Annotated in this window: 22 protein-coding genes; 7 read left to right on the top strand and 15 right to left on the bottom strand. The window is 49.4% G+C overall.

What is annotated here, in order from left to right; genetic code table 11:
• Nucleotides 1–1,750: excinuclease ABC subunit UvrB (uvrB, locus tag M0R47_RS15775; RefSeq protein WP_292556526.1), on the top strand; the 1,750-nt coding region annotated here is incomplete at its 5' end.
• Between the two features lie 96 nt (nt 1,751–1,846).
• Here uvrB and M0R47_RS15770 read toward each other — a convergent pair.
• The 6 genes from M0R47_RS15770 to phoB all read right to left on the bottom strand — a co-directional run bounded on the left by M0R47_RS15770 (nt 1,847) and on the right by phoB (nt 8,395).
• Nucleotides 1,847–2,608, bottom strand: coding sequence for a DUF2971 domain-containing protein (locus M0R47_RS15770; protein ID WP_292556524.1), 762 nt, complete (start codon nt 2,606–2,608; stop codon nt 1,847–1,849).
• 268 nt (nt 2,609–2,876) lie between these two features.
• A complete protein-coding gene (locus M0R47_RS15765) occupies nt 2,877–3,257 on the bottom strand; it encodes a type II toxin-antitoxin system VapC family toxin (protein WP_292556522.1) in 381 nt (126 codons plus the stop codon).
• Nucleotides 3,257–3,502 (bottom strand): type II toxin-antitoxin system prevent-host-death family antitoxin, encoded by a 246-nt coding sequence (locus M0R47_RS15760; protein WP_292556520.1) that lies wholly within the window; start codon nt 3,500–3,502, stop codon nt 3,257–3,259. Before M0R47_RS15760 ends, M0R47_RS15765 begins: the two co-directional genes overlap by 1 nt.
• A 134-nt stretch (nt 3,503–3,636) precedes the next feature.
• Nucleotides 3,637–6,213 carry an ATP-dependent chaperone ClpB gene (clpB, locus tag M0R47_RS15755; RefSeq protein ID WP_292556519.1) on the bottom strand — a complete coding sequence of 859 codons (2,577 nt, stop codon included), beginning with the start codon at nt 6,211–6,213 and terminating at the stop codon, nt 3,637–3,639.
• 179 nt (nt 6,214–6,392) lie between these two features.
• Complete coding sequence (gene phoR / locus M0R47_RS15750; protein ID WP_292556517.1) at nt 6,393–7,673, bottom strand: phosphate regulon sensor histidine kinase PhoR; 1,281 nt, start codon at nt 7,671–7,673, stop codon at nt 6,393–6,395.
• 5 nt (nt 7,674–7,678) lie between these two features.
• Nucleotides 7,679–8,395, bottom strand: a complete 717-nt coding sequence (gene phoB / locus M0R47_RS15745) for a phosphate regulon transcriptional regulator PhoB (RefSeq protein ID WP_292556515.1) — start codon at nt 8,393–8,395, stop codon at nt 7,679–7,681.
• A gap of 247 nt (nt 8,396–8,642) precedes the next feature.
• Here phoB and M0R47_RS15740 point away from each other — a divergent pair, with 247 nt between their 5' ends.
• The 5 genes from M0R47_RS15740 (at nt 8,643) to M0R47_RS15720 (ending at nt 14,622) form a co-directional block, all read left to right on the top strand.
• Nucleotides 8,643–9,695 carry a phosphate/phosphite/phosphonate ABC transporter substrate-binding protein gene (locus M0R47_RS15740; RefSeq protein WP_292556513.1) on the top strand — a complete coding sequence of 351 codons (1,053 nt, stop codon included), beginning with the start codon at nt 8,643–8,645 and terminating at the stop codon, nt 9,693–9,695.
• Nucleotides 9,696–9,721: 26 nt separating this feature from the next.
• Nucleotides 9,722–12,817, top strand: a complete 3,096-nt coding sequence (locus tag M0R47_RS15735; RefSeq protein ID WP_292556511.1) for an EAL domain-containing protein — start codon at nt 9,722–9,724, stop codon at nt 12,815–12,817.
• A gap of 491 nt (nt 12,818–13,308) precedes the next feature.
• Nucleotides 13,309–13,662: a hypothetical protein gene (locus M0R47_RS15730; protein ID WP_292556509.1), complete on the top strand. Its 354-nt coding sequence runs from the start codon at nt 13,309–13,311 to the stop codon at nt 13,660–13,662.
• 130 nt (nt 13,663–13,792) lie between these two features.
• Nucleotides 13,793–14,197, top strand: a complete 405-nt coding sequence (gene mscL, locus M0R47_RS15725; protein ID WP_292556508.1) for a large-conductance mechanosensitive channel protein MscL — start codon at nt 13,793–13,795, stop codon at nt 14,195–14,197.
• A 95-nt stretch (nt 14,198–14,292) separates the two neighbouring features.
• Nucleotides 14,293–14,622 (top strand): hypothetical protein, encoded by a 330-nt coding sequence (locus M0R47_RS15720; RefSeq protein ID WP_292556507.1) that lies wholly within the window; start codon nt 14,293–14,295, stop codon nt 14,620–14,622.
• 143 nt (nt 14,623–14,765) lie between these two features.
• On the opposite strand, the gene hypB is transcribed toward M0R47_RS15720, so the two are convergent.
• The 6 genes from hypB to M0R47_RS15690 all read right to left on the bottom strand — a co-directional run bounded on the left by hypB (nt 14,766) and on the right by M0R47_RS15690 (nt 21,142).
• The gene (hypB, locus tag M0R47_RS15715) at nt 14,766–15,539 is read right to left on the bottom strand and encodes a hydrogenase nickel incorporation protein HypB (RefSeq protein WP_292556506.1); all 774 of its coding nucleotides are present in this window, start codon (nt 15,537–15,539) and stop codon (nt 14,766–14,768) included.
• A gap of 428 nt (nt 15,540–15,967) precedes the next feature.
• Nucleotides 15,968–16,462 (bottom strand): hydrogenase maturation protease, encoded by a 495-nt coding sequence (locus M0R47_RS15710; RefSeq protein WP_292556504.1) that lies wholly within the window; start codon nt 16,460–16,462, stop codon nt 15,968–15,970.
• Entirely contained in the window at nt 16,455–17,954 is a 1,500-nt protein-coding gene (locus M0R47_RS15705) for a Ni/Fe hydrogenase subunit alpha (protein WP_292556503.1), read from the bottom strand. The genes M0R47_RS15710 and M0R47_RS15705 overlap by 8 nt, the downstream gene beginning before the upstream one ends.
• Before the next feature lie 101 nt (nt 17,955–18,055).
• Nucleotides 18,056–18,595, bottom strand: a complete 540-nt coding sequence (locus tag M0R47_RS15700; RefSeq protein WP_292556501.1) for an NADP oxidoreductase — start codon at nt 18,593–18,595, stop codon at nt 18,056–18,058.
• Nucleotides 18,585–19,310, bottom strand: coding sequence for a 2Fe-2S iron-sulfur cluster-binding protein (locus tag M0R47_RS15695; RefSeq protein WP_292556499.1), 726 nt, complete (start codon nt 19,308–19,310; stop codon nt 18,585–18,587). Before M0R47_RS15695 ends, M0R47_RS15700 begins: the two co-directional genes overlap by 11 nt.
• Nucleotides 19,311–19,312: 2 nt before the next feature.
• Nucleotides 19,313–21,142, bottom strand: a complete 1,830-nt coding sequence (locus M0R47_RS15690) for an NAD(P)H-dependent oxidoreductase subunit E (protein WP_292556497.1) — start codon at nt 21,140–21,142, stop codon at nt 19,313–19,315.
• A gap of 215 nt (nt 21,143–21,357) precedes the next feature.
• Here M0R47_RS15690 and M0R47_RS15685 point away from each other — a divergent pair, with 215 nt between their 5' ends.
• On the top strand, nt 21,358–21,867 hold the full coding sequence (locus tag M0R47_RS15685; protein ID WP_292556496.1) for a DciA family protein: 510 nt from the start codon (nt 21,358–21,360) through the stop codon (nt 21,865–21,867).
• Nucleotides 21,868–21,898: 31 nt separating this feature from the next.
• Here the strand turns inward: M0R47_RS15685 and lpxC are convergent, their stop codons facing one another.
• From lpxC to ftsA, 3 genes are all read right to left on the bottom strand, one after another.
• Complete coding sequence (gene lpxC / locus M0R47_RS15680; RefSeq protein ID WP_292556494.1) at nt 21,899–22,822, bottom strand: UDP-3-O-acyl-N-acetylglucosamine deacetylase; 924 nt, start codon at nt 22,820–22,822, stop codon at nt 21,899–21,901.
• A gap of 94 nt (nt 22,823–22,916) precedes the next feature.
• The gene (gene ftsZ / locus M0R47_RS15675) at nt 22,917–24,086 is read right to left on the bottom strand and encodes a cell division protein FtsZ (protein WP_292556493.1); all 1,170 of its coding nucleotides are present in this window, start codon (nt 24,084–24,086) and stop codon (nt 22,917–22,919) included.
• 36 nt (nt 24,087–24,122) lie between these two features.
• On the bottom strand, nt 24,123–25,349 hold the full coding sequence (gene ftsA, locus M0R47_RS15670; RefSeq protein ID WP_292556491.1) for a cell division protein FtsA: 1,227 nt from the start codon (nt 25,347–25,349) through the stop codon (nt 24,123–24,125).
• Nucleotides 25,350–25,375 lie beyond the last annotated feature (26 nt).

Below are 25,375 nucleotides of genomic sequence, written 5' to 3'. Positions count from 1 at the left end.
TTTTGTCTCGTATTACGACTATTACCAGCCGGAAGCCTATGTCCCGGCATCGGATACTTTCATCGACAAGGATGCGGCGATCAACGAGCATATCGAGCAGATGCGCTTGTCGGCTACCAAAGCGCTAATCGAACGGGAAGACACTATCGTCGTCGCCACGGTTTCGGCCATTTACGGCTTGGGCGAGCCCGAATCGTACTTCAAGATGGTGCTGCATCTGGTCAAGGGCGACATGATCAACCAGCGCGACATCCTGCGGCGACTGGCGGAAATGCAATACACCCGCAACGACATCGACTTGCGCCGGGCGACCTACCGGGTGCGCGGCGAAGTCATTGATGTGTTCCCGGCCGAATCGGACAGCGAGGCATTACGGGTAGAGCTGTTCGACGACGAGGTGGAGCGCTTGTCGTTATTCGATCCGCTGACCGGCGAAATCACACGGCGGCTGGCGCGCTTTACGGTTTATCCAAAAAGTCATTATGTCACGCCAAGAGAGCAGTTATTGGAAGCGGTTGAAAAGATCAAGATAGAACTCAAGGAACGCCTTGAGCATTTGCGCTCATTGGATAAACTGGTCGAAGCGCAACGGTTGGAGCAGCGGACGATGTTCGATATTGAGATGATTCTGGAGATCGGTTATTGCTCCGGCATCGAAAACTATTCCCGCCACTTGTCCGGAAGAAGCGCGGGCGAATCGCCGCCAACCATGTTCGATTACTTGCGCGACAATGCGCTGGTGATTATCGATGAAAGTCATGTCGCCGTGCCGCAGATCGGCGCGATGTATAAAGGCGACCGGTCGCGTAAGGAAACGCTGGTCGAATACGGTTTCCGGTTGCCGTCCGCGCTGGACAACCGCCCGCTGATGTTTGACGAATTTGAGGCGAGAGCGCCGCAGAGGATTTATGTGTCGGCAACGCCGGGGCCCTACGAACGGGAGCATTCCGGCGTTTTTGCCGAGCAGGTGGTCAGGCCGACCGGCTTGCTCGATCCGGTCGTGGAAGTGCGTTCGGCAACCACCCAGGTCGATGATTTGCTGTCGGAAATCATCAAGCGTGTTGCGATAAAAGAGCGCGTATTGGTGACCACGCTGACCAAACGAATGTCGGAAGACTTGACCGAGTATTTGATGGAACACGGGGTGCGGGTGCGTTACCTGCATTCCGACATCGATACCGTGGAACGGGTCGAGATCATCCGCGATTTGCGGCTGGGTCAGTTCGATGTGCTGGTCGGCATTAACCTGTTGCGCGAAGGGCTGGATATACCGGAAGTGTCATTGGTTGCGATACTGGATGCCGACAAGGAAGGCTTCCTGCGTTCGGTCGTGTCGCTGGTGCAAACCATCGGCCGGGCGGCGAGAAACGTCAACGGCAAGGCAATTTTGTACGGCGACAAGATCACTAAATCGATGCAGCAGGCGATAGACGAAACCGAGCGCCGCCGCGAGAAGCAGCACAAGTTTAATATCGAGCATCATATAGAACCGAAGACCATTTTCAAGTCGGTCAATGACATTCTTCAGGTATCGATCCCCGGTGCAGGCATGACCAGCGCCAATAAACTGCTGGATAAAGTCGCGGAATTCCCGGCCGACTATAAAGCGGCCATGACGCCCAAGCAAGCAGGTAAAAAACTGAAGCAGCTCGAAGAAACCATGTACCGGCATGCAAAAAATCTTGAATTCGAGCAGGCGGCGAAGATTAGGGATGAAATTAAGGTATTGCAGGGGTTGATGTTGGGGTAAGCTGGCTTACGAAAAGCATTAGTAACCCGACCTAAGTAGCTAACGCAAACATTTCGGTCAAGATAATAATACCGTCCTGCTGTTAGACTCGCATGGTTAATAGACCGGAGCGGCGCGCATCTGAGACCAGCGAACTTGTTGCTCGAGAACTGGCGCGACTCGGCGTACAATTGAACGAACTACGTCATGATAAAACTCCGGCGCATAAGGATTAACATAAACAGCATCCACCGTGGCTTCGGGTGACCAGCCGACGGTGATTCCAGCCGGACTTTCGGGCGCACCCAACCCCCAATACTCAGAGAAGGATTTCACAAGACGCACTTCCTGTTCGTGCGCAAAGCTAGCCCGTTTGTGCATAACAGGATGAAAGGCATTGTTTAAAGGGAACCCTTGTGATTCATAGTCAATGTAGGTAACTGAACCGATATAACAGAAGGGGTCATCTTCAATTGAGGCCACAAGCTTTCGGTATGTAGTTTGGATTGCAACACCGCCATCGTTTGGGCAGTAAAGGCGCCACATGGCTTCTGACTCAGTATTTCCTAGATGCCAGCAGTTGATGTACATCGACTTGCGATTCTGTTGATTTATGAGCGGAGTTTGAGTCACTAATTGCTCAGCGCCAAGCTCGCGCAATTGCTGGTCTCTTAGAAAGGCAAGTAGACGCGGGGTGGTTCCCTCGTGTGGATCGTTTAGCAGGTCTAGGCGAGACAAATAGAGTTTTTTGTTTTCGAAAAGCCAAATGAATTTTGCGAGATCAAGATAGCGCCATACACGAACGGAAGTATCGGGCGGCTGTGGAAAACATGGATGTTCAAGTTTGTTTTCTTGTTGTTTTTGTGAGTGATCAACCATAATTTGCTATTAAATATATACACTTACGACATCGATTATTTTATGAAAATTCAATTCTCGCATATTTCTAATCAACTTATCCTACGACTGACTTTATTGAGCGTGTAGTCAGCTATAGTACAACCACAAAACAAAAGCGGGACCCCTCAAAATAGAGTCTTTTTTCCAAGCCATGGTGCGCATCGCGCGCCTTTTCGATACTGCTTACATTTATGAAACCCGAAAATGGCGCGCGATGCGCACCCTACCTCAATATAACTCTAGTGCTTTAAACCGGTTTAAATTCTCTTATCGAAATATCTTTCAAGACTCGATAATGCTTGGCATTGCCGGTTAACAGGTCGAGGCCGTTTGCAACGGCTGTCGCGCCGATTAATGCGTCGGCAAGCTGCATTGAATGACTCAAATAATACTGCTCAACATAAAACATCGCTTTAGCGGAAATATCTTCGGAAATGTACAGCATTTTTGCATTCCACAATCTTAACGCCCGCCTTAATGCAACAAGTTCCTGTTTATTCCGCATCCCCTGAACCAACTCGATATAAGTCACCACCGAAATAAAAAAGCCCGGCAACACTTCTATTTCATGCCGCGCTTTGTCGTTGCCTTTTAAATACCAGATCAGCACATCGGTATCGACCAACATCAAAAAAACCGGCCTTTTCTCAGGTTCCGCACATACTCGTCTACCGATTCAATATCGGTACGATCCGCCCATATCCCGAACAAATCATTCTTGGTATCCCTGTTAGCCGGCTTATCAGTTTGTTCATAAGGCACAAGCTTGGCGCAAGGTTTACCCCTGAAAGTAATCACAACATCTTCACCCTTGCTTACAGCGTCAAGCAGCCCTTTTGAATGAATTCTAAGATCTTTTGCGGTAGCTTTCATATTGACACCTCGTATTAAGTTGCTTTTTCAAAGTATGAACTTAACACGATTAAACGTCAATTTACCCGAAATTTACACACAAGATGCAGCCGCAAGTTGCGGTTGCATCTTTTCGCAATCCAACCTGCCGAGCCTTACCCCTTCAAAAACCGCAACGTCTCATGCTCAACATCGACTTTGATGATATCCCCGGCAACAAAATTGCCGGCCAATATCTGCTGCGCCAGCGGGTTTTCAAGCTGCTGTTGGATAGCGCGTTTCATCGGCCTTGCGCCGTAGACCGGATCGAATCCCGCTTCGCCTAATAAATCCAGCGCTGCTTCCGAAATTTCAAAGCCGATTTCGCGATCCTGCAACCGTCTACGCAAGTAGTCGATTTGAATTTTGGAAATAGCCCTAATCTGTCCGCGACCCAAGGAATGGAACACCACCGCTTCGTCGATCCGGTTGATGAATTCGGGACGGAACTTGGTGCTGACAATTTCCATGACCGCTGCTTTCATCTCCGAATAGTGCGCTTCGCCCGACAGCGATTGGATAATGTCAGAGCCCAGATTGGAGGTCATCACGACGATGGTATTCCTGAAATCGACGGTCCGGCCCTGCCCGTCGGTCAGGCGGCCATCGTCCAGCACCTGCAACAGGATGTTGAACACGTCGGGATGGGCTTTTTCGATTTCGTCCATCAGGATAACCGAATACGGTTTGCGCCGGACCAGTTCGGTCAGGTAGCCGCCTTCTTCATAACCGACATAACCCGGAGGCGCACCGATCAGACGCGCCACCGAATGCTTTTCCATAAACTCGGACATGTCGATGCGCACCATCGCATCGGGCGTGTCAAACATGAATTCGGCCAACGCCTTGCACAGCTCGGTTTTGCCGACGCCGGTCGGCCCCAAAAACAGGAACGAGCCGTTCGGGCGGTTCGGATCGGATAATCCGGCCCTTGAACGGCGGATTGCATTGCTGACCGCTTTTAGTGCCTCTTCCTGACCGACGACCCGCTTGCTGAGTTGCTCTTCCATACGCAACAGCTTGTCGCGCTCGCCTTCCATCATTTTCGATACCGGGATGCCGGTCCATTTCGACACCACCTCGGCGATTTCCTCTTCGGTGACTTTGTTGCGCAACAAGGTCATCTTGTGCTCTTCTGTCGGTACGTCCGCATGCAGCTGTTTTTCCAGCGCCGGAATAATGCCGTATTGCAACTCGGACATCTTCGCCAGATCACCGGCGCGGCTGGCCGCTTCCAGTTCGGTTCTGGCCTGCTCCAGCTTTTCCTTGATCGATGCCGAACCCTGCAACGAGGCTTTTTCGGCTTTCCAGATTTCTTCAAGGTCGGAATATTCTTTTTCCAGATCGGCGATCTCTTCTTCCAGAATTTCCAGGCGTTTTTTGGACGCCGCATCGGATTCTTTTTTCAGCGCGACCTGCTCGATTTTTAACTGGATCAAGCGCCGGTACAGTTTGTCCATTTCCTCCGGCTTGGAGTCGATTTCCATGCGGATACGACTGGCCGCTTCGTCGATCAGGTCGATGGCTTTATCCGGCAACTGCCGATCGGAAATATAACGATAAGACAGGTTGGCCGCCGCAATAATGGCCGGATCGGTAATATCGACGCCGTGATGCACTTCGTATTTTTCTTTCAGGCCGCGCAAAATCGCCACGGTATCTTCAACGGATGGCTCATCGACCAGCACTTTTTGGAAGCGGCGCTCCAAAGCGGCGTCCTTTTCGACATATTTGCGGTATTCATCCAGCGTCGTTGCGCCGACGCAATGCAGTTCGCCGCGCGCCAGCGCCGGTTTCAGCATGTTGCCCGCATCCATGGCGCCTTCCGCCTTGCCCGCGCCGACCATGGTATGCAACTCGTCGATAAACAAAATAACCTGCCCTTCCTGCTTGGCGAGATCGTTTAATACCGCTTTCAGGCGCTCCTCGAATTCGCCGCGAAACTTGGCTCCGGCAATCAGCGCTGCCATATCCAGCGCCAACACCTGCTTGCCCTTGATGCCTTCCGGCACTTCGCCGTTGACGATGCGCTGCGCCAAGCCTTCGACAATCGCGGTCTTGCCCACGCCCGGCTCGCCGATCAGCACCGGGTTGTTCTTGGTGCGCCGCTGCAAGACCTGGATGGTCCGACGTATCTCGTCGTCCCGCCCAATCACCGGGTCCAGTTTGCCTTGTTCGGCGCGCTCGGTCAGGTTGATGGTGTATTTTTTCAAGGCCTGACGCTGCTCTTCGGCATTGGGATCGTCTACCGGCTGGCCGCCGCGCATCGCATCGATGGCTCTTTCGACCGCCTGTTTGTTGACCCCGGCTTTTTTAAGCAGGTCCTGAAGCCCCCCTTTTTCTTCCAAGGCCGCCAACAAGAACAGCTCGCTGGAAATGAACTTATCATTGCGCTTTTGCGCCAGTTTGTCGGTCAAGTTCAGCAAGCGCGATAATTCATTGGAAATCTGCACGTCGCCGCCGGAGCCGCTAACTGTTGCCAAGCGATCCAGTTCCCTAACCAGTTCGGTGCGCAGCAGCTGCGTGTTGATACCCATCTGGGCCAGCAACGGCCTGATACTGCCACCCTGTTGATCCAACAACGCCAACAGCACATGAGCCGGCTCAATGAATTGATGGTCTTTGCCCAAAGCCATGCTTTGCGCATCAGCCAATGCCGATTGAAACATGCTGGTTAATTTGTCCATACGCATAATATTTGCCTCATCTAAGAGTTTTTAAGTTACTGCTAACATGGGGGATAGTCTGATTGTTTTCAAGCAGAGGTTGAGTCGAGGCAAATAATAAAATGCTATACCAGATTGAATGAAAGCAAGCCCATAGCTATTAAAGACGATTGCCCGGGCTCCCAGGTCCACTCCGGGAGCGAGGTTTAATTACAACCCCGTTTACCCGGAAAATGGCAGCTGAAACGACTACCTTTGTTCAATTGGCTGGCTATATTCAATTTGGCATCGTGCCGCATCAGCACATGCTTGACGATAGCCAAGCCCAGGCCGGTGCCGCCCACTTTTTTGTTGCGCTTGACTTCGGACCGGTAAAACCGTTCGGTAACCCGGGGAATATCGGCCGCCGCAATCCCCTCGCCCTGATCTTCAACATCCAGCACTATATCTTCATGGGATCGGCGCCAATGCACTTTGACCACGGAATCTTCCGGTGAATATTTAAGCGCGTTGCCCAGCAGATTGGTGAAGGCGCTGCGCAATTCCTGCTCCTCGCCGACAATATGCGCATCTGTACCCAGGGTCAATTCGATCCGGGCGGAATCGCCGCCATGCAAAGCCTCGGCTTCCTTGCAAATTTGTATTAATAACGCAGGGACATTAACGCACTCGGTTTTCTTCTGCCCGGTTTCCAGGCGTGTCAGCAACAGCAAGTCATCGACCAGATGCTGCATCCGCTCAGTCTGCCCCTGCATTTGCTGAAACGAGGTGGTTAATAACGGGGATTCGCCGTCATCCATATCTTGCAAGGTTTCAAGATAACCTTTTAATACGGTCAAAGGCGTTCTGAGCTCATGCGACACGTTCGCGACAAAGTCCTTGCGCATCCGTTCCATTTTTTTCAATTCGGTAACGTCTTGGGCCAGTAACAGGCGCAAGCCTGCGCCGTATGTGATAATTCGCACAGCCAGCGTGATGCGATGGTTTATCGGGGAAGGCAATATGACGGGTTCGTTATAATTTCCGGATTTAAGGTAGCGTATAAATTCTGGGAATCGGATAAGGTTGGGAATACGTTGGCCTTTATCGGATTGCTGTAAGCCGAACACTTCTCTGGCCGCCTTGTTCGCCCACTCAATCTCGTCGTTGGCACCTAAAACGACGGCAGCATCCGGTAACGCTTCGGTGGACTGGCGAAACTGATCAACCATTTTGCCCAGTTTCTTTTTGCGTTTTTTTTCATTCTTTTTAATGCGGTAGACATGGTAATAAATTTCTTCCCAAATGCCGCTGGTCTTGGGATATTTGGCCCTGCCCCCGGTTCGTATCCATTTTTCAAAGCGGTTAATCTGGAACAATTGACGCATTAACATGCCCAACGTCAGCAACAGCATCAAAGGCATAAAAAGCCCGGTCATGCCGCCTATGATCGATACAGCCACCAGCAGCAGCAAGCCGATAATGAGTTCTCTTTGCCAGACCCCCATAGCGGTTACGACGATAGGGGCGCAGTCGACGGATCTGTTACGGAAAAGCGGTAACCGAAACCGCGCACGGTTTGAACCAAATCCTCACGGCCATGCTCACCCAGAATTTTCCGTAATCTTCGGATATGCACGTCAACGGTGCGCTCTTCGATGTACACGCTACGCCCCCAGACCTGATCCAGTAATTGGGTGCGATTGAATACTTTATCGGGATGGGTCATAAAAAACTGCATTAAACGGAATTCGGTCGGGCTCACTTCCAGCTGTTTATCGCCGATGCTGAGCCGGTGCTGTTCGGTATCCAGCACCAGATCGCCCAAGGTGATTTGCGCCAGATCGTGTATTTTTCCGCTTCTGCGCAAAACTGCACGGATACGCGCCACCAGTTCCTTCGGTGAAAAAGGTTTGGTCATATAATCGTCGGCGCCGATCTCCAGGCCTCTAACCTTATCCTCTTCCTCGCCCCGCGCCGTCAGTAAAATAATGGGCAGTTCACGATACATGGGATCTTTCTTTAAGCGTCTGGCCCATTCGACGCCACTGACGCCCGGCAACATCCAGTCCAGCAGGATCAAGTCCGGCAATGCCTCATCCAGGGCTTTTTGCGCCTCTTCCGCATCCGCAGCCGCAATCGAGCTAAAGTTGGCCTGCTCAAGTACCATCATCAACATCTCTCTGATAGCATCTTCATCTTCAACAACGAGAATATTTAAATTAGGCATAATTAAATTGGAATAAAGAATAAACAAGCTATCTTAGCAAAGACATATTACCTTTTTATGACAAACAGGATTTGACTAGTTGCCATAGTAAAGTTGCACCCACCTCGCAAAAGCTTTCAAAAAAATTCCAAAACTTATCTATTATTAGTATTATCTCGTTCGCCTCACCTACGCAATAATACGTGTCTTAGACGTATTAATGTAGCGTTGCTCAATTACCGTTACCGCAGAGCTTCAACCTTAGATAATGATTGAAATTTTACGCCGATATAGCTTGATAACGCTGCTGTTGCTTTTTAACATCACTGCTTCTGCCGATGCTCTTCCCTTTTTGGAATCTGTAACCAGCAAAGCCCAAACTGCCCAAGCATCGAAAGAGAGTTACGAACACCAAGAAACTGCCCCCATGAAATGGTGGGACTTCTTGTTGGATTTACCATGGCTTGCAAGCCTGAATAAAAACTCCGATGACATTTACGAACCCAGCTTCAATGCGCAAAGCAAATCCAAAGTCCCCAAATACACAATCGGCATCCACCCCTTGCACAACCCCAAACGACTGTTTGAGATTTACGGCCCCATCGTCGATTTTCTTAACAGCAACATACCCGAAGCGGACTTTATTTTAGAAGCATCGCGTAATTATGAAGAATTTGACCGGAAGCTCTACAGTGGGCACTTTGATTTTGCAATGCCCAATCCCTATCAAACCGTCGTCTCGCTTAAGCACGGCTATCGCGTGTTCGGCAAGATGTCCGATGACGATGACTTTCGCGGCATCATTCTAGTGCGTCGCGACAGCGGCATTAATACGGTCGCCGACCTCAAGGGCAAAGCCGTATCCTATCCTGCGGCAACTGCGCTGGCTGCGACCATGATGCCCCAATACTACCTGCATACCCACGGCATTGATGTTAATCATGACATCGAAAACCGCTATGTCGGTTCACAGGAATCCTCTATTATCAATGTGCTGCGCGGCCATGTCGCGGCCGGAGCAACCTGGCCGGTGCCATGGAAAACATTCAGCAAGGAAAATCCCCAGTTAGCAGCCCAACTCGAAGTTAAATGGCAAACCGAGCCGCTGCAAAACAACGGTTGGGTAATGCGCAAGAACGTGCCGGCGGAGATTACGAATAAGTTTGCCGCATTGTTGTTTAATCTTGACCAGCATGAACAAGGCAGGGAAATGTTGGCGCGCATCCCTGTCAGCCGTTTTGATCCGGCTAACGATGATAGTTATAAACCGGTAAAGACCTTTATCACGACTTTCATCAAAACAGTGCGGCCTTTAGACTGAACTTGAAATAAATGGACAGAATGGCAATGGATAGTAATCGAAACCCAAAAAGGCAAAGGGCTTTTTTTAACGGCTCCATTCGTCAGCAATTGGCATGGTCATTCGGCAGTGTCGCGCTCATCATGATGATAGGGCTTGGAAGCCTGTTATTCGATCGTCAACGTGACTTTCTTTATAGCGCCGCCATGCAGCAGAGTAAATCGCTGAGCACGTCGCTAGCCAGCAGCAGCACATCATGGGTATTAGCCAACGATATTGCCGGATTAAAGGAAGTATTACAGGGCTTCGTTGGCTTGCCCGATCTCGAACGGGCCTATATTTTATCATTGCGCGGCGAAGTGCTGAGCTCCACCCAACCTGGGGAAGCCGGGCTATTCGTTACCGACGCGCAGAGCCAAAAACTGCTAAGCTCTGCGCCGGCAACTCAAGTGCTGCTATCCAATACTCAGCAAATTGACGTTGCCGCCCCCGTCATGGCCGGTTTGCGCCATGTCGGATGGGCGCGGGTGGAGATGTCCATGAACGGAGTCAACGCCAATCTCCGCTCCGTTGTAATTACCGGCGCCAATTTTATTATGTTTGCGGCGCTTGCCGTAGTAAGTGCGGCAGTACTCCTGGCGCGAAGACTTACCAGAAGATTGCATCACCTGATGCGCATAGCCGCCGAGGTCGAGAAAGGCAGCCTTAACGTTCGGGCCCATATCTCGGGCAAGGATGAGGTTGGCGTACTGGCGCACGGTTTTAATCAAATGCTGAACGCTCTGTCCAGTTCTGAGCAGCAGCGAGAACGCATCAATCACTTATACGCGGCCTGGACCCAAAGCGCCGATATCATTGTTCGCGAGTCGGACGAGGTTAAGTTACTGAATGAGGTATGCCGAATCATCGCCAATCATGTTTCCTTTAAACTGGTCTGGGTAGGCATGGCTGAATCGGACAGTTGGGTGTCTACAGTGGCGGCCAGTCATCCCGACTCCCCACTGCTCGGCAATACCAGAATCTCGACCGATGCAGCCTTGCCGGAGGGTCGCGGGCCGACGGGCACGGCAATTCGGGAAGGCGTGCCGAAAATCCTTAATAACTTTCTTAATGAACCCAGTACGCTGCCCTGGCAACCTGTCGCCGCTGCGGAAAACATTCATGCGTCGGCGGCTTTCCCGCTGATGCGCGGCGGTCACTGCATCGGCGCTATATCGGTTTATTCGTCCGAACAGGATTACTTTACTCCCGACGTGATTGATCTGATGCGCGGGCTGACGGACGATATTTCCTATGCGCTGGATAACTTCGACCGCGAAAAATTGCGGCTGAAGGCCGAGCATGAACTGCGTATTGCTGCGGCGGCGTTTGAGTCTCAGGAAGGCATCATTGTCACTGATGCCGATAATAATATCCTGCGCGTCAACAAGTCGTTTATCAAGCTAACCGGTTACAGTGCCGAGGAAATCATCGGGAAACCCGCCGACATACTTAAATCCGATCAACAAAGCAGTAAGTTTTATGCCGCTATGCGGAAAAGCATTATCAGGGATAAATACTGGCAGGGCGAAATCTGGAATAAAAGAAAAAACGGCGTTATCTGTCCTGACTGGCTGTGCATAACGGCTATTACCAATCATGAAGGCGCAATTACCAACTATGTCGGTACTTTCACCGACATTAGCCAGCGCAAGGCTGATGAAGAGCGCATTAAGAATCTAGCTTATTACGACCCCTTGACCACGCTCCCCAACCGCACTTTGCTCTTTGACCGTCTCAACCTGGCGCTTAACTTCAGCCACCGCAACAAGACTTACGGCGCGTTAATGTTCCTCGATCTCGACAATTTTAAAACGCTTAATGATACCTTGGGTCATGATCGGGGCGATCAATTGCTGATTGAAGTGGGACGACGCTTGCAAAGCTGTGTGCGGGACGTTGATACCGTAGCCAGGCTGGGCGGCGATGAGTTTGTGGTCATGCTGGAGTTTCTCGATGAACAGGAAACTGAGGCGACCGGCCAAGCTTTCGCAGTTGCGGAAAAGATTCGCAGCAATCTGGCTAAATTCTACCTGTTGAACAGCAATTCCGATCGCGTCGGTTCCCTACCGACCGCGACACTTCCGCCATCCCTGGCAGTCGACAATAAACTACAACCTTATGTCAAACATTATTCCACGGGCAGCATTGGTTTCGTGCTGTTCCTGGGTCACGAAACCAGCAGCGAAGAGCTGCTTAAACGCGCCGATGTCGCCATGTACCAGGCCAAACAAGCCGGTCGAAATGCGATACGGGTTTTTGTTCCTGAAATGCAGCAAGCCCTGAATTTACGGGCCTCTTTGGAAACCGATTTGCGCAATGCGCTGGATCGCAACGAATTAAGTTTACATTATCAGGTACAGGTAGATGAATTAGGACAACCGGTAGGTGCGGAGGCACTGATTCGGTGGGTTCAGTCCGAACGGGGCATGCTTTCTCCAGCCGAATTTATTCCACTCGCCGAAGAAACCGGCCTGATTCTGCCCATTGGTCATTGGATATTGCAGCAAGGCTGTAAAACGCTGGTTGACTGGGCAAAATATCCTGAAACTCGCGAGTTGAAACTGGCGGTGAATATCAGCAGCAGGCAGCTTAGTCAGCCTGACTTTGTTGAGCAGGTATGTTCCATGTTAGCGGAAACCGGGGCCAACCCCGCTTTGCTCAAATTGGAAATTACCGAGTCAGTGGTCCTGGATAACGTGGAAGACACTATTGCTAAAATGCATGCTATCAGGGGTTTGGGAATCACTTTTTCAATGGATGATTTCGGCACCGGTTATTCCTCGCTGTCTTACCTGCAAAAACTGCCTCTGGAGCAGCTGAAAATAGATCAATCCTTCGTCAAAAACATGGCCTTTAACACCCATGACTCCGCTATTATCCGAACCATTCTGGCGCTGGGAAAAAATCTTGGCATTAACGTCATTGCCGAAGGGGTGGAAACAGAGGCGCAGCGCGAGCTTCTGACAAGTTACGGATGTCCAAAATTCCAGGGCTATTTATTCGGCCGACCAGTTCCGGCGGATGACTTCAAACAAAGCCTGTTGACAAGACTGGCGAAAAATTCGTTAGCGCATAACGCGATGGATAGTGTGGTAGGCTAATCCCTATATCGTCAAGATAACAAACAAGAGGTACAGGACAAATTCTTTCAATAGCGAAAAATGCTTAAAATCGTCATTTATCCCGGTCAATTGCCAAGAACTAACGATCTGTTTAGGGGCTGGCAACCCAGTCCAAATACAAGACGAAATAGCATCAGCAACCTGCCGGATTATCACAAGCGCACTGATAACATTGCATCCAGCTTTAGAATGCGACACGACTTGAGCGCAATAACATCCCAATCTTTTTCAGTTTGATGCATCGGCAGTAACTTAATCTGGTGCCCTTTCCTGCGGAAAGGGTAGCCTTACTCGCAATATGGGTCCGTTAAAACGACTCACCTAGGTGTTTTAACTTATTGAAGTATAATCAAATAAATATAAAATGACCTGTGCTGTTTATTCGTTCGGCAAAAGCTATCTTTTACTTCAGCAGAGCTCTGATCATATATACTTGGCTTCCATTTAACTCACTCCCAAAGGCAATCACGATGAAACACTTCTATAAATCAACTGCCGTTCTATTACTGTTATTACCCATGAGCATGACGAGTACTGCCGAAGAACCGAAAAAATCCGCCGACCCACTAAAAGAAATGGGCACTCATCAAGGCTCAGGCATGGAGTGCTGCCAGACTGAAGAACAAAAAAGCGAACACATGCGTGCCATGCAGGAGCACATGTTGACGATGCATGATCTCTCCAATCAGATCTTGTCGGAAAAAGATCCCGCCAAAAAAGAAGAATTAAAGAACAAGCAATTGGAACTGATGAAAACGTACCATGCTCAAATGAAGCAACATGGCCAACAAAAGATGCAACATAGACAAGAACATAGGAAATAGATATGTCCGGAAAGCGAATACCGAAACCATAAGTTTCAAAGCCAAGCAACACGAAACTATCCCACCGCTCGTCCCGAAGGCAAGTAAGATATCTGCCTTGAAAACACAACAAAAATAAAGGATACCGATTATGAGCATGTTAAAAGAGTTTAAAGAATTCGCTATCAAGGGCAATGCCATTGATATGGCTGTGGGCATCATTATAGGCGCCGCTTTCGGCAAAGTGATTTCATCGCTTGTTGCCGATATATTCATGCCGCCGATTGGCGTATTAGTCGGCGGAGTAGACTTTACCAAGCTGGCTCTTACCCTGAAAGAAACCGCCGGCAATACGCCTGCCGTAACGCTTAATTACGGCAATTTTATTCAAACCCTGGTTGATTTTACGATTATTGCCTTTGCTATTTTTATGGCCATAAAGTTCATCAATACGCTTAAGAGAAAAGAAGTTGCGGCACCCGCAGTCATTCCGGAGCCTTCCAGAGAAGAACTGCTGTTAACCGAAATCCGGGATTTGCTCAAGGAGAGAAAATAACCGGTCAATTGAGAGCTGGGTATCGTTAAGCGGGAGGTTTTGTAAGTTAGTCGTTTTAGTAATAAGCCCAACTATTTTAAGACAGGACTAAGAATATGAAATATTTACTTACAGCATTGCTTTTGTCGGTCTCTCCAGCAATTATGGCTGACCTTATATACATGAACCAGCAAATGCTGGAAATGCGCAGCCGCCATCAACAGCAAATGCTACAACAGCAACTACAGCAACAAGAAGAGACCAGAAGTTACCTGCAACAACAGCAGGAGCGCGAAGAGCGGAGGCTAAAGCAACTTAATGTTAACAGGCATCGTGAACGGCAAGCGAGACAGGAAGAATTTACCAATAGCTTGGAGTCGCCAATGTCAGGAAACGGTTTGAACCGCTCTGAGTGGACAATGCCAAGAAACGATTTGAATCGCTGATGACGAAAAAGCTCTTTGCTGGAAAGGTAAAAGAGGTAACACGCAAGATAGTGCTGCTTAAGCAATATTTTTTAGCACCCTTAAAACTCAACCCCACTTACTGAAACTTCTGAAGCGGCCATCTCCCTAGCCAGACCATAAAGCTACCCTTGATGTTCCTGCTTAACATGCTCTTCAAGCCAGTCGGTCCAGGCTGAAAAATTATCGCCTTTAGTGGATGACAGCTGGATGATTTGGATGCCGGGATTGACTTGCCGGGCATAATTAATACAGCGTTCCACATCAAAATCGACATAAGGCAGCAAGTCGGTTTTATTGATGATCATTAAATCCGCAGCATGAAACATATCCGGATATTTGAGCGGTTTATCGTCGCCTTCGGTGACTGACAACACGACGACTTTATGCGCCTCGCCCAAATCGAACGACGACGGGCAGACCAGATTCCCGACATTTTCAATCGCCAGCAGGCTGTTGGCTTTTACGCCCAGTTCCATAATCGCATGACCGATGCCGTGCGCGTCGAGATGACAAGCCCGGCCGGTGTTGATTTGTAACGCGGGCACACCGGTGGCCCGGATTCGATCCGCATCATGCTCGGTTTGCTGGTCGCCTTCGATGACTGCAATTGGAAAGCGGTCTTTCAAGGCCTTAATGGTTTCTACCAGCAGCGTGGTTTTACCGGCACCGGGACTGGAAACCAGATTCAACGTAAAAATATGATGCTGCCGAAAATACGTCCGATTTTGCTCCGCATAAGCATTATTTTTACTGAGCAAGTCCTGCTCGACTTTAACCAAGCGCTCTGCGTCGTGATGGTGATGACCGTGATCATGGTCATGCTGATGAACCTGTCCGTTTAAAGGCCGGAGTTTGTTAACTTTACCTGGCTGGCTGCAACCGCATATTCCGCACATAAATGGTGACCTGTAATAGTGTAAGTATTTTTATTCACCACGAAAGCACGAACCACTGCATGGACAGGAAATGATCCAGTCATTTCTCTGCATAACCCACATCCCTGTGGGTTATGCAGGGGGTAGAGCACCAACAGTAGGCGCTTTACGACTGCAAGGATGCAGGAGGTAGGCAGAAAACCGCTCCTGCGTTTTCTGCATTCGCCACATCCCTGTGGTTTAGCAATGCAGGAGCAATTGCCGAGGCGCAGCTTCCGCTCCTGCTCACGCTGAGTACCTACATCCCTGTAGGCAACGCAGGAGCAGTTGCCGAGAACACGGAGTCTTTACCTTGGCTTTCCTTCGTGTTCTTCGTGTTCTTCGTGTCTTCGTGTCTTCGTGTCTTCGTGTCTTCGTGTCTTCGTGTCTTCGTGGTGATACGGCTTAAATCAATGGTTATTGCCATGCAACTTTGCTTGCCCTAACCAAAAATCAAGATCGGGATTGCTTAATAAGCTCTCTGCAAAAGAGCATGCTTTAGTTAAATTCGTTTCGGCGTTGGCGCTTAAGCCATCGCCCAATTCGAATTTTTCGGCTTTAATACTCAGCAAAAAACACGGCGGCGGCGTTTGCTTTTTGACCGATTGATACACGTCTAAAACTGCCGCTGGGCTCATTGCATGGGTCGTGTAGCTTTTATCCCGGATCGGCTCCAGCATCGTAAAATCGAACGCATTAGCGCAGGCGACGGATGCATCAACAAACAATACCAAACGCCTGTTTTCCAGGTCCAGCGCATGTTCGATTTGCAGTTGGAAGTCAGACAATATTTCAATCGCATCCAAGCCGCCATGGCTTTCAACGTATTCCAGCAGCATCGGGCCTAACGCGTCGTCGCCGCGACTAAGATTGCCGTAGCCGAACAGTAAAACCGGTTTAGGCATTTTCCCGCTCAATTTGACCGTCACTGTGTTTGACCAACTTGTCGATCAGTTTGCCTTCGGCATCAACCAACTCAAGTTGCAGCGGCATTTTGCCGACTGCATGGGTGGCGCAGGACAAACAAGGATCATAAGCGCGTATCGCCACTTCAAGATTGTTTAACAAGGGCTCGGTCAGTTCCCGGCCGGACAAATATTCCGCCGCCACTTGCCGTACCGATTCGTTCATCGCCATATTGTTGCTGGTCGTCGATACGATTAAATTGGCTTTGGTGACGATGTCGTTTTCATCGACCTGATAGTGATGGAACAAAGTGCCGCGCGGCGCTTCGATCACGCCTATGCCTTCATAGCGTTTTTCGCCTTGCGCCACCAGATCGTGGCCCATGATGTCCGGGTCATGCAGCAACTGCTTAATGCTTTCCGCGCAATGCAAGACTTCAATCAGGCGCGCCCAGTGAAACGCCAGCGTGCTATGCACCATGGCTTCGCCGCTGTGCGCCTTAAACTCGACGCGAGAGGCTTCCGCCAGCGGCGTGTCGATATAGTCGCAGTTATTGACCCGCGCCAACGGCCCGACCCGATACCAGCCTTGTTCTTGCCCCAGCGACAGCAGGTAAGGGAATTTCATGTACGTCCATGAACGGACTTCTTCATGGATATAATCGTTATATTTGCAATAATCGATGTGATCGATAATGGTTTCGCCATTCGCATTCTTGGCGCGGATGCCGCCATGATAAAGCTCCAGCGCACCGTCCGGTTTGGTCAACCCCAGGTAATTGGTGCGTATAGTGGCAAAATCATCGTAATAAGGCAGGTTGGAGCAATGCACTTTTTTTATCAACGCGACCGAACCTTCCGCCCAGGTTATCATCTGGTCGATGTCTTCCAGCAGGTAGTCGCGTTCGGCTTTAGTCAGCGATTTATTCATGCCCCCGGCAATCGCGCCGGTGCCGTGAATACGTTTGCCCGACACCATGCGGATGACTTCCTGTCCGTATTTGCGCAGTTTTACGCCCTGTACGCCGATTTCGGGATATTCGCTCAATACCGCAACAATCGAACGCTTGCTGATGTCGCTTTCAAAGCCGAACAGCAAATCCGGGCTGGATAGATGAAAGAAATGCAGGGCGTGAGATTGCAGCACTTGCCCAAAATGCAACAGGCGTCTTAATTTGTCCGCTGAGACGGGCAAGTTTTCAGGATCGATACCGACCAGTTGGTCTATGGCTTTGGCGGCGGCTAAATGATGACTGACCGGGCAGATACCGCATAAACGCTGCACCAAAACCGGCAACTCCCAATACGGCCTTCCTTGAATGAACCGCTCAAAGCCGCGAAACTCAACGATATGCAATCTGGCTTGCTGGACTTTATTATCCGCATCCAGTAATAAAGTGACTTTGCCGTGCCCTTCAACGCGCGACACCGGGTCAACGGCAACGCGTCTTAAATTGCCCCGATTTTCAGCTGTTTCTAAATGTTCGTACATGATTCTTCTCGTATTTGCAGGCCGGGCTAACAACCCGGCATTTTATCGATAGGGGTTTGTCGGATTGCGCTAACGCAATCCGACCTACGAAACTACGGAACTTAATCGTAATGAACCAACTCATTAGGCAACGAAGGATCACGCCCTTCAATCACATCGGTCAGGAACTTCCAGAACACATCCGCCGACGGCGGGCAGCCGGGCAAAAAATAATCTATTTTGACGACTTCATGAATCGGATGCACCTTATCCAATAGCAACGGCAATTCTATGTCATTGGGAATTTTTGGATTTTCCACGCCAATGCCGTCTATATACGACTCATTCAGACATTCCTCAACCGGGATATGGTTGCGCAAGGCAGGCAGTCCGCCATTAATTGCGCAGGCGCCGACCGCAACCAGGACTTTGCAGTTATTACGAAACTCCCGCAATACGTGCACGTTTTCGGAATTGCATACGCCGCCTTCAATCAGGCCTATGTCGCAGTTAGTGCAGTGTTCTATGTCGGTAAGCGGCGAGCGGTCGAACTCAACGACTTCAACCAATTGCAGCAGCCGCTCGTCTATATCTAAAAACGACATGTGACAACCGAAGCAGCCTGCCAGTGATACTGTTGCTACTTTAATTTTATCCGCCATGTTTAAGAGTCTCCGTTTCCGTTTCCAGACTGACTTGATCGATTTCTTTATGATCGTAAACACGCTGACCGATAGGCACCCGATAGCCGGTACGTTTAATTAACAGCGCACCGGTAGGACAAATGTGCACTGCCCGATCCGTCGCTTCCAGATTAGTATCCTTTAACAACCCGCTTTCAGCATTAACGATTAAATGCTTGCCGATACCTCGCCCACTGACGCCAAACACATTTTTACCGTCTTTTTCCTGACTGGCGCGAACGCACAATGTACAAAGAATGCAGCGGTTCCGGTCAATCATCACATCAGGATGAGAGGCATCCACTTCCCGGCCCGGGTAAAACAGCGGAAAGTGGTTGTCGAGCATATTCAAATGATAACCGACAGCCTGCAATTGGCAGTTGCCGGTTTTTTCGCAGCCTGGGCACAAATGATTGCCTTCGACGAACAGCATCTGGGTGATTCTTCTCCGGTCATTGATCAACTCTTTGGTTTCACTCAGCACATCCTGTCCCTCCATTGCCGGAAAGGTACAGGCAGAACAGTTGCGTCCGTTGACTTTGACCGTACACAGCTTGCAACTGCCGTGTGGGGTAAATTCCGGCTGATGGCATAAGTGCGGAATATAGATGCCGGCGGCCATTGCTGCATCCATAATGGTTTGGCCGTCTTCGAAAGGGATAACTTTTCCATCAAGGGTAATCGTTTTACTCATGTTCATTCTCCGCCTGCCAGAGAGGGTGGAAAAGTCGCGGTCGGTATGGAACCGGTTGCGGCCGTCTGAGCCAAGTGCGCCCCGACATCGTCCCGGTTAGCCATGCGCCGTGCTGTTTCCAGTGAACCATCCAAATCAAACCCCGGCTCAAAACTGATGTCTTTTAATTGCTTTTCATACAAATCGACATAGCGCTCCAATGTTGTCAATATCGGGTTAGCAGCGGTTTGCCCAAGCCCGCAATGGCTATAGTTTTTAACCAGCTGACACAACTCTTCAAGCGCAACAATATCGCCCGCCGCGCCATGGCCTTCGACAATCTTATCGACCTGTTTTTTCAATAACGAGGTGCCGACCCGGCATGGCGTACAAAATCCGCAGCTCTCGTGGGCAAAAAAATGGGTGAAGTTATGAACCGCGTCGAGAATATTGCGGCTGGAGTTAAAGATAATGAACGATCCGCCGGTGGCCAAATCTTCAAAAGCCAGCTTGCGGTCAAACTCCTGGTTGGAAATAAAGGTTCCGGACGGGCCGCCGACCTGCACGCCCAACACATCGTCGGCGCCGCAATCATTAAGAATGGTTTGTACTGTTACTCCGAAAGGATATTCGTAGATACCGGGATACGCGCAATCGCCGCTGATGCTGAGTATTTTTGTACCTTTTGATTTTGCGGTGCCGATACTTGCAAACCAGTCGCCGCCATTGGCCGCAATGCCGGCCGCAGCCAGGAACGTTTCGACATTATTGACAACGGTCGGTTTGCCCAAATAGCCGTGGGTGACGGGATAAGGCGGACGGTTGCGCGGAATACCGGCTTTGCCTTCCAATGATTCGATCAACGCGGATTCTTCACCGCAAATATAAGCGCCTGCACCCAAATGGATTTCAATATCAAAATCCAGCCCGGCACCGAGAATGTTGTTGCCCAGTAAGCCGTTTTGACGACGCTGGTCCAAAATACTTTGCAGTTTGTCTAAAAGATGCAAATACTCGCCGCGCAAATACAAAAAACCTTGCGTGGCTCCAACAATCGCAGCGCATACCGTCATGCCCTCAAAAACCTGGTTGGCATAGGAATTTAACAGCACTCTGTCCTTAAACGTGCCGGGCTCGCCTTCGTCGGCATTGCAAACGACATAACGCTCAGCCTGCCGCTCTTCCGAACAAAACCGCCATTTCATCGCAGTTTTAAATCCGGCGCCGCCTCGACCCCGCAAATCTGATTTATCAATTTCCGTCAGTGTTTCATTGACGCCTCGTTTAAAGGCCGATCTGAGTGCCGCGCCTTGCTCAATTTGTTGATTCAGCAATAAACCGGATTTGTAAATATTGTCATCGACTTGAAACAGCTCGGCCGGCCATTCGTTCAGCGGCTTTTGTTGATTAACCAGCTCTGCGATTTTATCGATCCCGGCATGGTCCAACCGGGTCAATGCATAGCCGTTAACCAAGCCGGCCGGACCCTGATCGCACATACCGGTACATGATGTGTTATCCAGGCTGACCACGCCGTCTTTCCTGACCTCGCCAATAGCCACATCCAGTTTCTTTGCCAGGTAACCGATCAATTCTTTCTTGCCCAGCATGTGATCGGTTATTGAATCGCTGATCAAGAGCTCATATTGCCCTCTGGGTGTCAGATGAAAAAAACTGTAGAATTCAACGACGCTGACGATTTGCGTCCGGGGAATGTTTAGCAGGTCCGACAACTGTTCTATCGCTGCCTGCGGTATATAATGATAACGGAACTGGATCTGCCTTAGGATCTGCAACAGATGCGTTGCCCGATAGTGGCTGCTTTCTGCAATACCCTGAATAATTTGTCTCACTTTATCTCCCCAGCTTTATCTTTGGATGATTGTGGATATGATGATGCTAGCGAATTTCATTACCTACATGCGTAGATAAGGGGTCTGAGCAGGAGCAGGAAGAGCATGTTTTAGAGCTGCCGATTCCCTACAGCGCCTAACTATATCCCACTATTTTAAATAAACCAACCTCTTGCTAAAAAGACTTTCCGCCGCTAATTGCCAGACAAAGACTCATGACAAAAAAATTAACCTCTTTTAAAGCTGCATTGTCATTTCCAAACGGCACTATCGCTTACTATTGCAGCCAGATTGCGCAGCAAAAACAAGTTTTGCAGCGTATCCATGAAGTGTTGCCAATAGCAATAGCCGAACACGCCCTGCATTGCGTTGTTAATGGCAAGAAACTGCTGATTTATACCGATACGGCCGCATGGGCATCGCAACTGCGCTTTTATAACCGCGCGATTCTCACAGCTATCGCTCCGGTAACCAGAGAGTCGGTCTCGATTATGCAGATTAAAGTTAGGACAGAGGCGTTACCTACAGAGCGTAGGCGGAAGTCGGGAAATGAAGCTTTGCAAACGATGCATCCCGGCAAAAAAGCAAATATTCCTTCGCCGGAAAAAATAGCGTTCATCCATAATCACAGTCTCACTGTTTCGGATGAGCAATTGAAAGCCGCGCTGCTGAGGCTAAGTGCAACGCTGGAAAAGCTGTCGAAGCATCAAGCCCCGGACAGATAAATCAATCCGGAGCTTGGCGCTCGCAGTAGTTTTATGCGGCAGACCTCGGTGCTTCGGCAGAACGCATAAAAGAAATCGGGGCATTTTCTTCATCGTCAAAAGTAACCATTTCCCACGCATCCTTATCGTTCAATAAAGCGCGAAGCAATCTGTTGTTTAAGCCATGACCCGATTTATAACCGGTAAATTCGCCAATCAAGCTATGCCCTAACAGATATAAATCACCGATGGCATCAAGAATCTTATGCTTAACGAATTCATCGGCATAACGCAGCCCGTCTTCATTGATAACTTTATCATCATCAACCACGATAGCATTATCAAGGCTTCCACCTAAAGCCAGGTTATTTTGGCGCAGCATTTCAATATCTTTCATGAAGCCGAAAGTTCTGGCCCGACTGACTTCCTTGACAAACGTTGTCGATGAAAAATCCATGGTCGCGGTTTTCACATGGTCTTCAAAAGCCGGGTGCTCAAAATCAATCGTAAAAGTAACCTTGAATCCTTTAAATGGCTCAAAAGAAGCCCATTTATCGCCGTCTTCAACTCTTATGCTGCGTTTTATACGGATATATTGCTTCGGACTATCCTGCTCTTCAACCCCAGCAGACTGGAGCAAAAATACAAAAGGCCCGGCACTGCCATCCATAATCGGAACTTCCGCGGCACTGACATCGATAATGGCATTGTCTATACCTAAGCCGGCAAAAGCCGAAAGCAAATGTTCTATGGTTGATATTTTCACATCACCCGCAACCAGGGTTGTCGAAAGTATGGTTTCGCCAACATTTTCCGGTTTTGCCTCAATGGTCACCGGAGTTTCCAGATCGACTCTGCGAAATCTGATCCCGGTATTTGCTTCAGCCGGGCGCAAAGTTAAATAGACTTTATCGCCTGTGTGCAGTCCTACACCTGTTGCCCTGATTGTGTTTTTTAAAGTTCGCTGTTTAATCATAAAATCAATAACGCCAAATAAGGAGGGCAAAAATCGCAAATATTACCACAACCAGCCTCCAAAATGGAGACTGATTGTATGTTACGTGCTCTCACTAGTCGGCTTGACGTCTTAAAAAGGCCGGAATGTCCAGATAATCTAGATCCATGTCTTTTTTAGGTTGAGCGCCAAAACGGGTTTCTCTGCCTTCGGTTTTGGCTTGGCGCATAACCGTAGGCTTATCCAAGCCTTCATAGCTTGTTTCCCCTGCCGCATTTTGATTAATGTATCCAGCGGTTGATTTTGGCGCAATTTTAACCACGCGCGACGGTAATCCCATTCCTGTGGCGACAACAGTCACTTTGATCTCATCGCCTAACTCAGGATTGATGGACATGCCGATTTTTATAACTGCATCTTCCGAAGCAAACTCATGAACGATATTACCCACTTCATCGAACTCGGCAATGCCCATATCGGCGGCAGAAATGTTAACCAAAATACCGCGCGCGCCTTGCAAATTAATATCTTCCAGCAATGGGCAGGCAATGGCTTTCTCAGCCGCTTCGCGAGCCCGGTATTCTCCTTTTGCCGAGCCTGTACCCATAATTGCAGCGCCCATGCCGGACATGACCGTTCTGACATCGGCAAAGTCGACGTTAATCATGCCGGGATGGACGATAAGCTCGGTAATCCCCTGAACAGCATCCAACAACACATCGTTAGCCGCTTTAAAGGCATTGACCAAAGACACGTCGCTACCCAGCACCGGCAATAATTTTTGATTTGGAATGGTGATTAAGGAGTCAACGAACTTTTCAAGCTCCGCTATACCTTGCTCCGCAGTTGCCAGCTTCTTTTTGCCTTCGAACGCAAACGGCTTGGTCACCACGGCAACCGTCAAAATACCCATGCCTCTGGCAATTTCGGCTATAACAGGAATCGCGCCGGTACCCGTGCCGCCGCCCATACCTGCGGTCAGGAACACCATATCGGCCCCCTCTAAAACTTCCCTGATACGCTCTTTGTTTTCGTCCGCGGCCATTCTGCCAACTTCAGGGTTGGTGCCTGCACCCAAACCCTTGGTTAATTCGACGCCTAACTGAATAATCGTATCAATATTTAGTTTTCTTAATGCCTGCGCATCGGTGTTTGCACAGATAAACTCAACCCCCTCCACAAGACTTCCCACCATGTGGCTGACCGCATTGCCACCACCGCCGCCGACACCAATCACTTTGATGACAGCATGTTCATTGCTCATATCCATTAATTCATATTTCATAGCCATTGCCGTTGCCCTTAATTAGTTACAAATCTATTAAAAATTACCCTGAAACCAGTTCTTCATTCTTGAGAACACGCTGGGGCCGTCAGAATCAATGCTCCGACCAACACCTTGATGTTCTTTCCCATACATTAATAACCCGACCCCTGTAGAGTGAATCGGGTTTTTTACCACCTCGGTCAATCCTGTCACATTTTGCGGCCCGCCCATACGCACCGGCATATGGAAAATTTCTTCCGCCAAATCGATCAATCCTCTAACCTTTGAACTCCCCCCCGTTAACACTACCCCGGCGGCAATTAATTCCTCATAGCCGCTCCGTCTTAGTTCCGACTGAACCAACAGCATTAATTCTTCATACCGAGGCTCAATAATCTCGGCCAGGTTTTGCGTTGAAATCTTGCGAGGCGCTCTATCTCCGATGCTAGGCACTTCAATAACTTCATCCACATTTGCCAACTGCGTTAAAGCACAGGCATATTTTCGTTTAATATCCTCGGCATTGAGGGTCGGCGTACGCAAGGCGACAGCAATATCATTGGTCACCTGATCACCGGCGATGGGGATCACTGCGGTGTGTTTTATGGCGCCATCTACAAAAATCGCAATATCCGTAGTTCCGCCGCCAATATCAATCAGGCAAACGCCCAATTCTTTTTCATCATCCGTGAGTACGGAATTGCAGGATGCCAATTGCTCCAGCACAATATCATCAACTTCCAAGCCGCAACGCCGAATGCATTTGACGATATTCTGCGAAGCACTGACACTGCCGGTGACCATATGAACCTTGGCCTCCAAGCGAATGCCCGACATCCCGATTGGCTCCTTGATGCCTTCCTGGAGATCGATCACAAACTCCTGCGGCAGAATATGTAAAATCTTCTGATCCGCAGGAATTGCCACAGCACGGGCGGAATCTATCACCCTGTCGATATCGTACTGGGTTACTTCCTTATCCTTTATGGCTACGATGCCGTGAGAATTAAGGCTTCTGATATGACTGCCCGCAATACCCGCATAAACCGACCGGATCTGACATCCCGCCATTAATTCCGCTTCTTCAATAGCGCGTTGGATGGATTGCACTGTTGACTCCAGATTGACCACAACCCCTTTTTTCAAACCGCGCGATGGCGTCGATCCAATACCGATGATCTCTATATTGCCATCACTGGTAATCTCCCCAACAATAGCGGCAACCTTTGACGTGCCGATATCCAGTCCGACTATTAAATTACGCTCTGCTTTTTTCGCCATTTTGTTTACTCTGTATTACCTTATAT

The organism is Methylobacter sp., from assembly GCF_023227905.1.
In the GTDB taxonomy this organism is placed as follows: domain Bacteria; phylum Pseudomonadota; class Gammaproteobacteria; order Methylococcales; family Methylomonadaceae; genus Methylobacter_A.
This window is presented reverse-complemented; position numbering and strand designations above follow the sequence as displayed.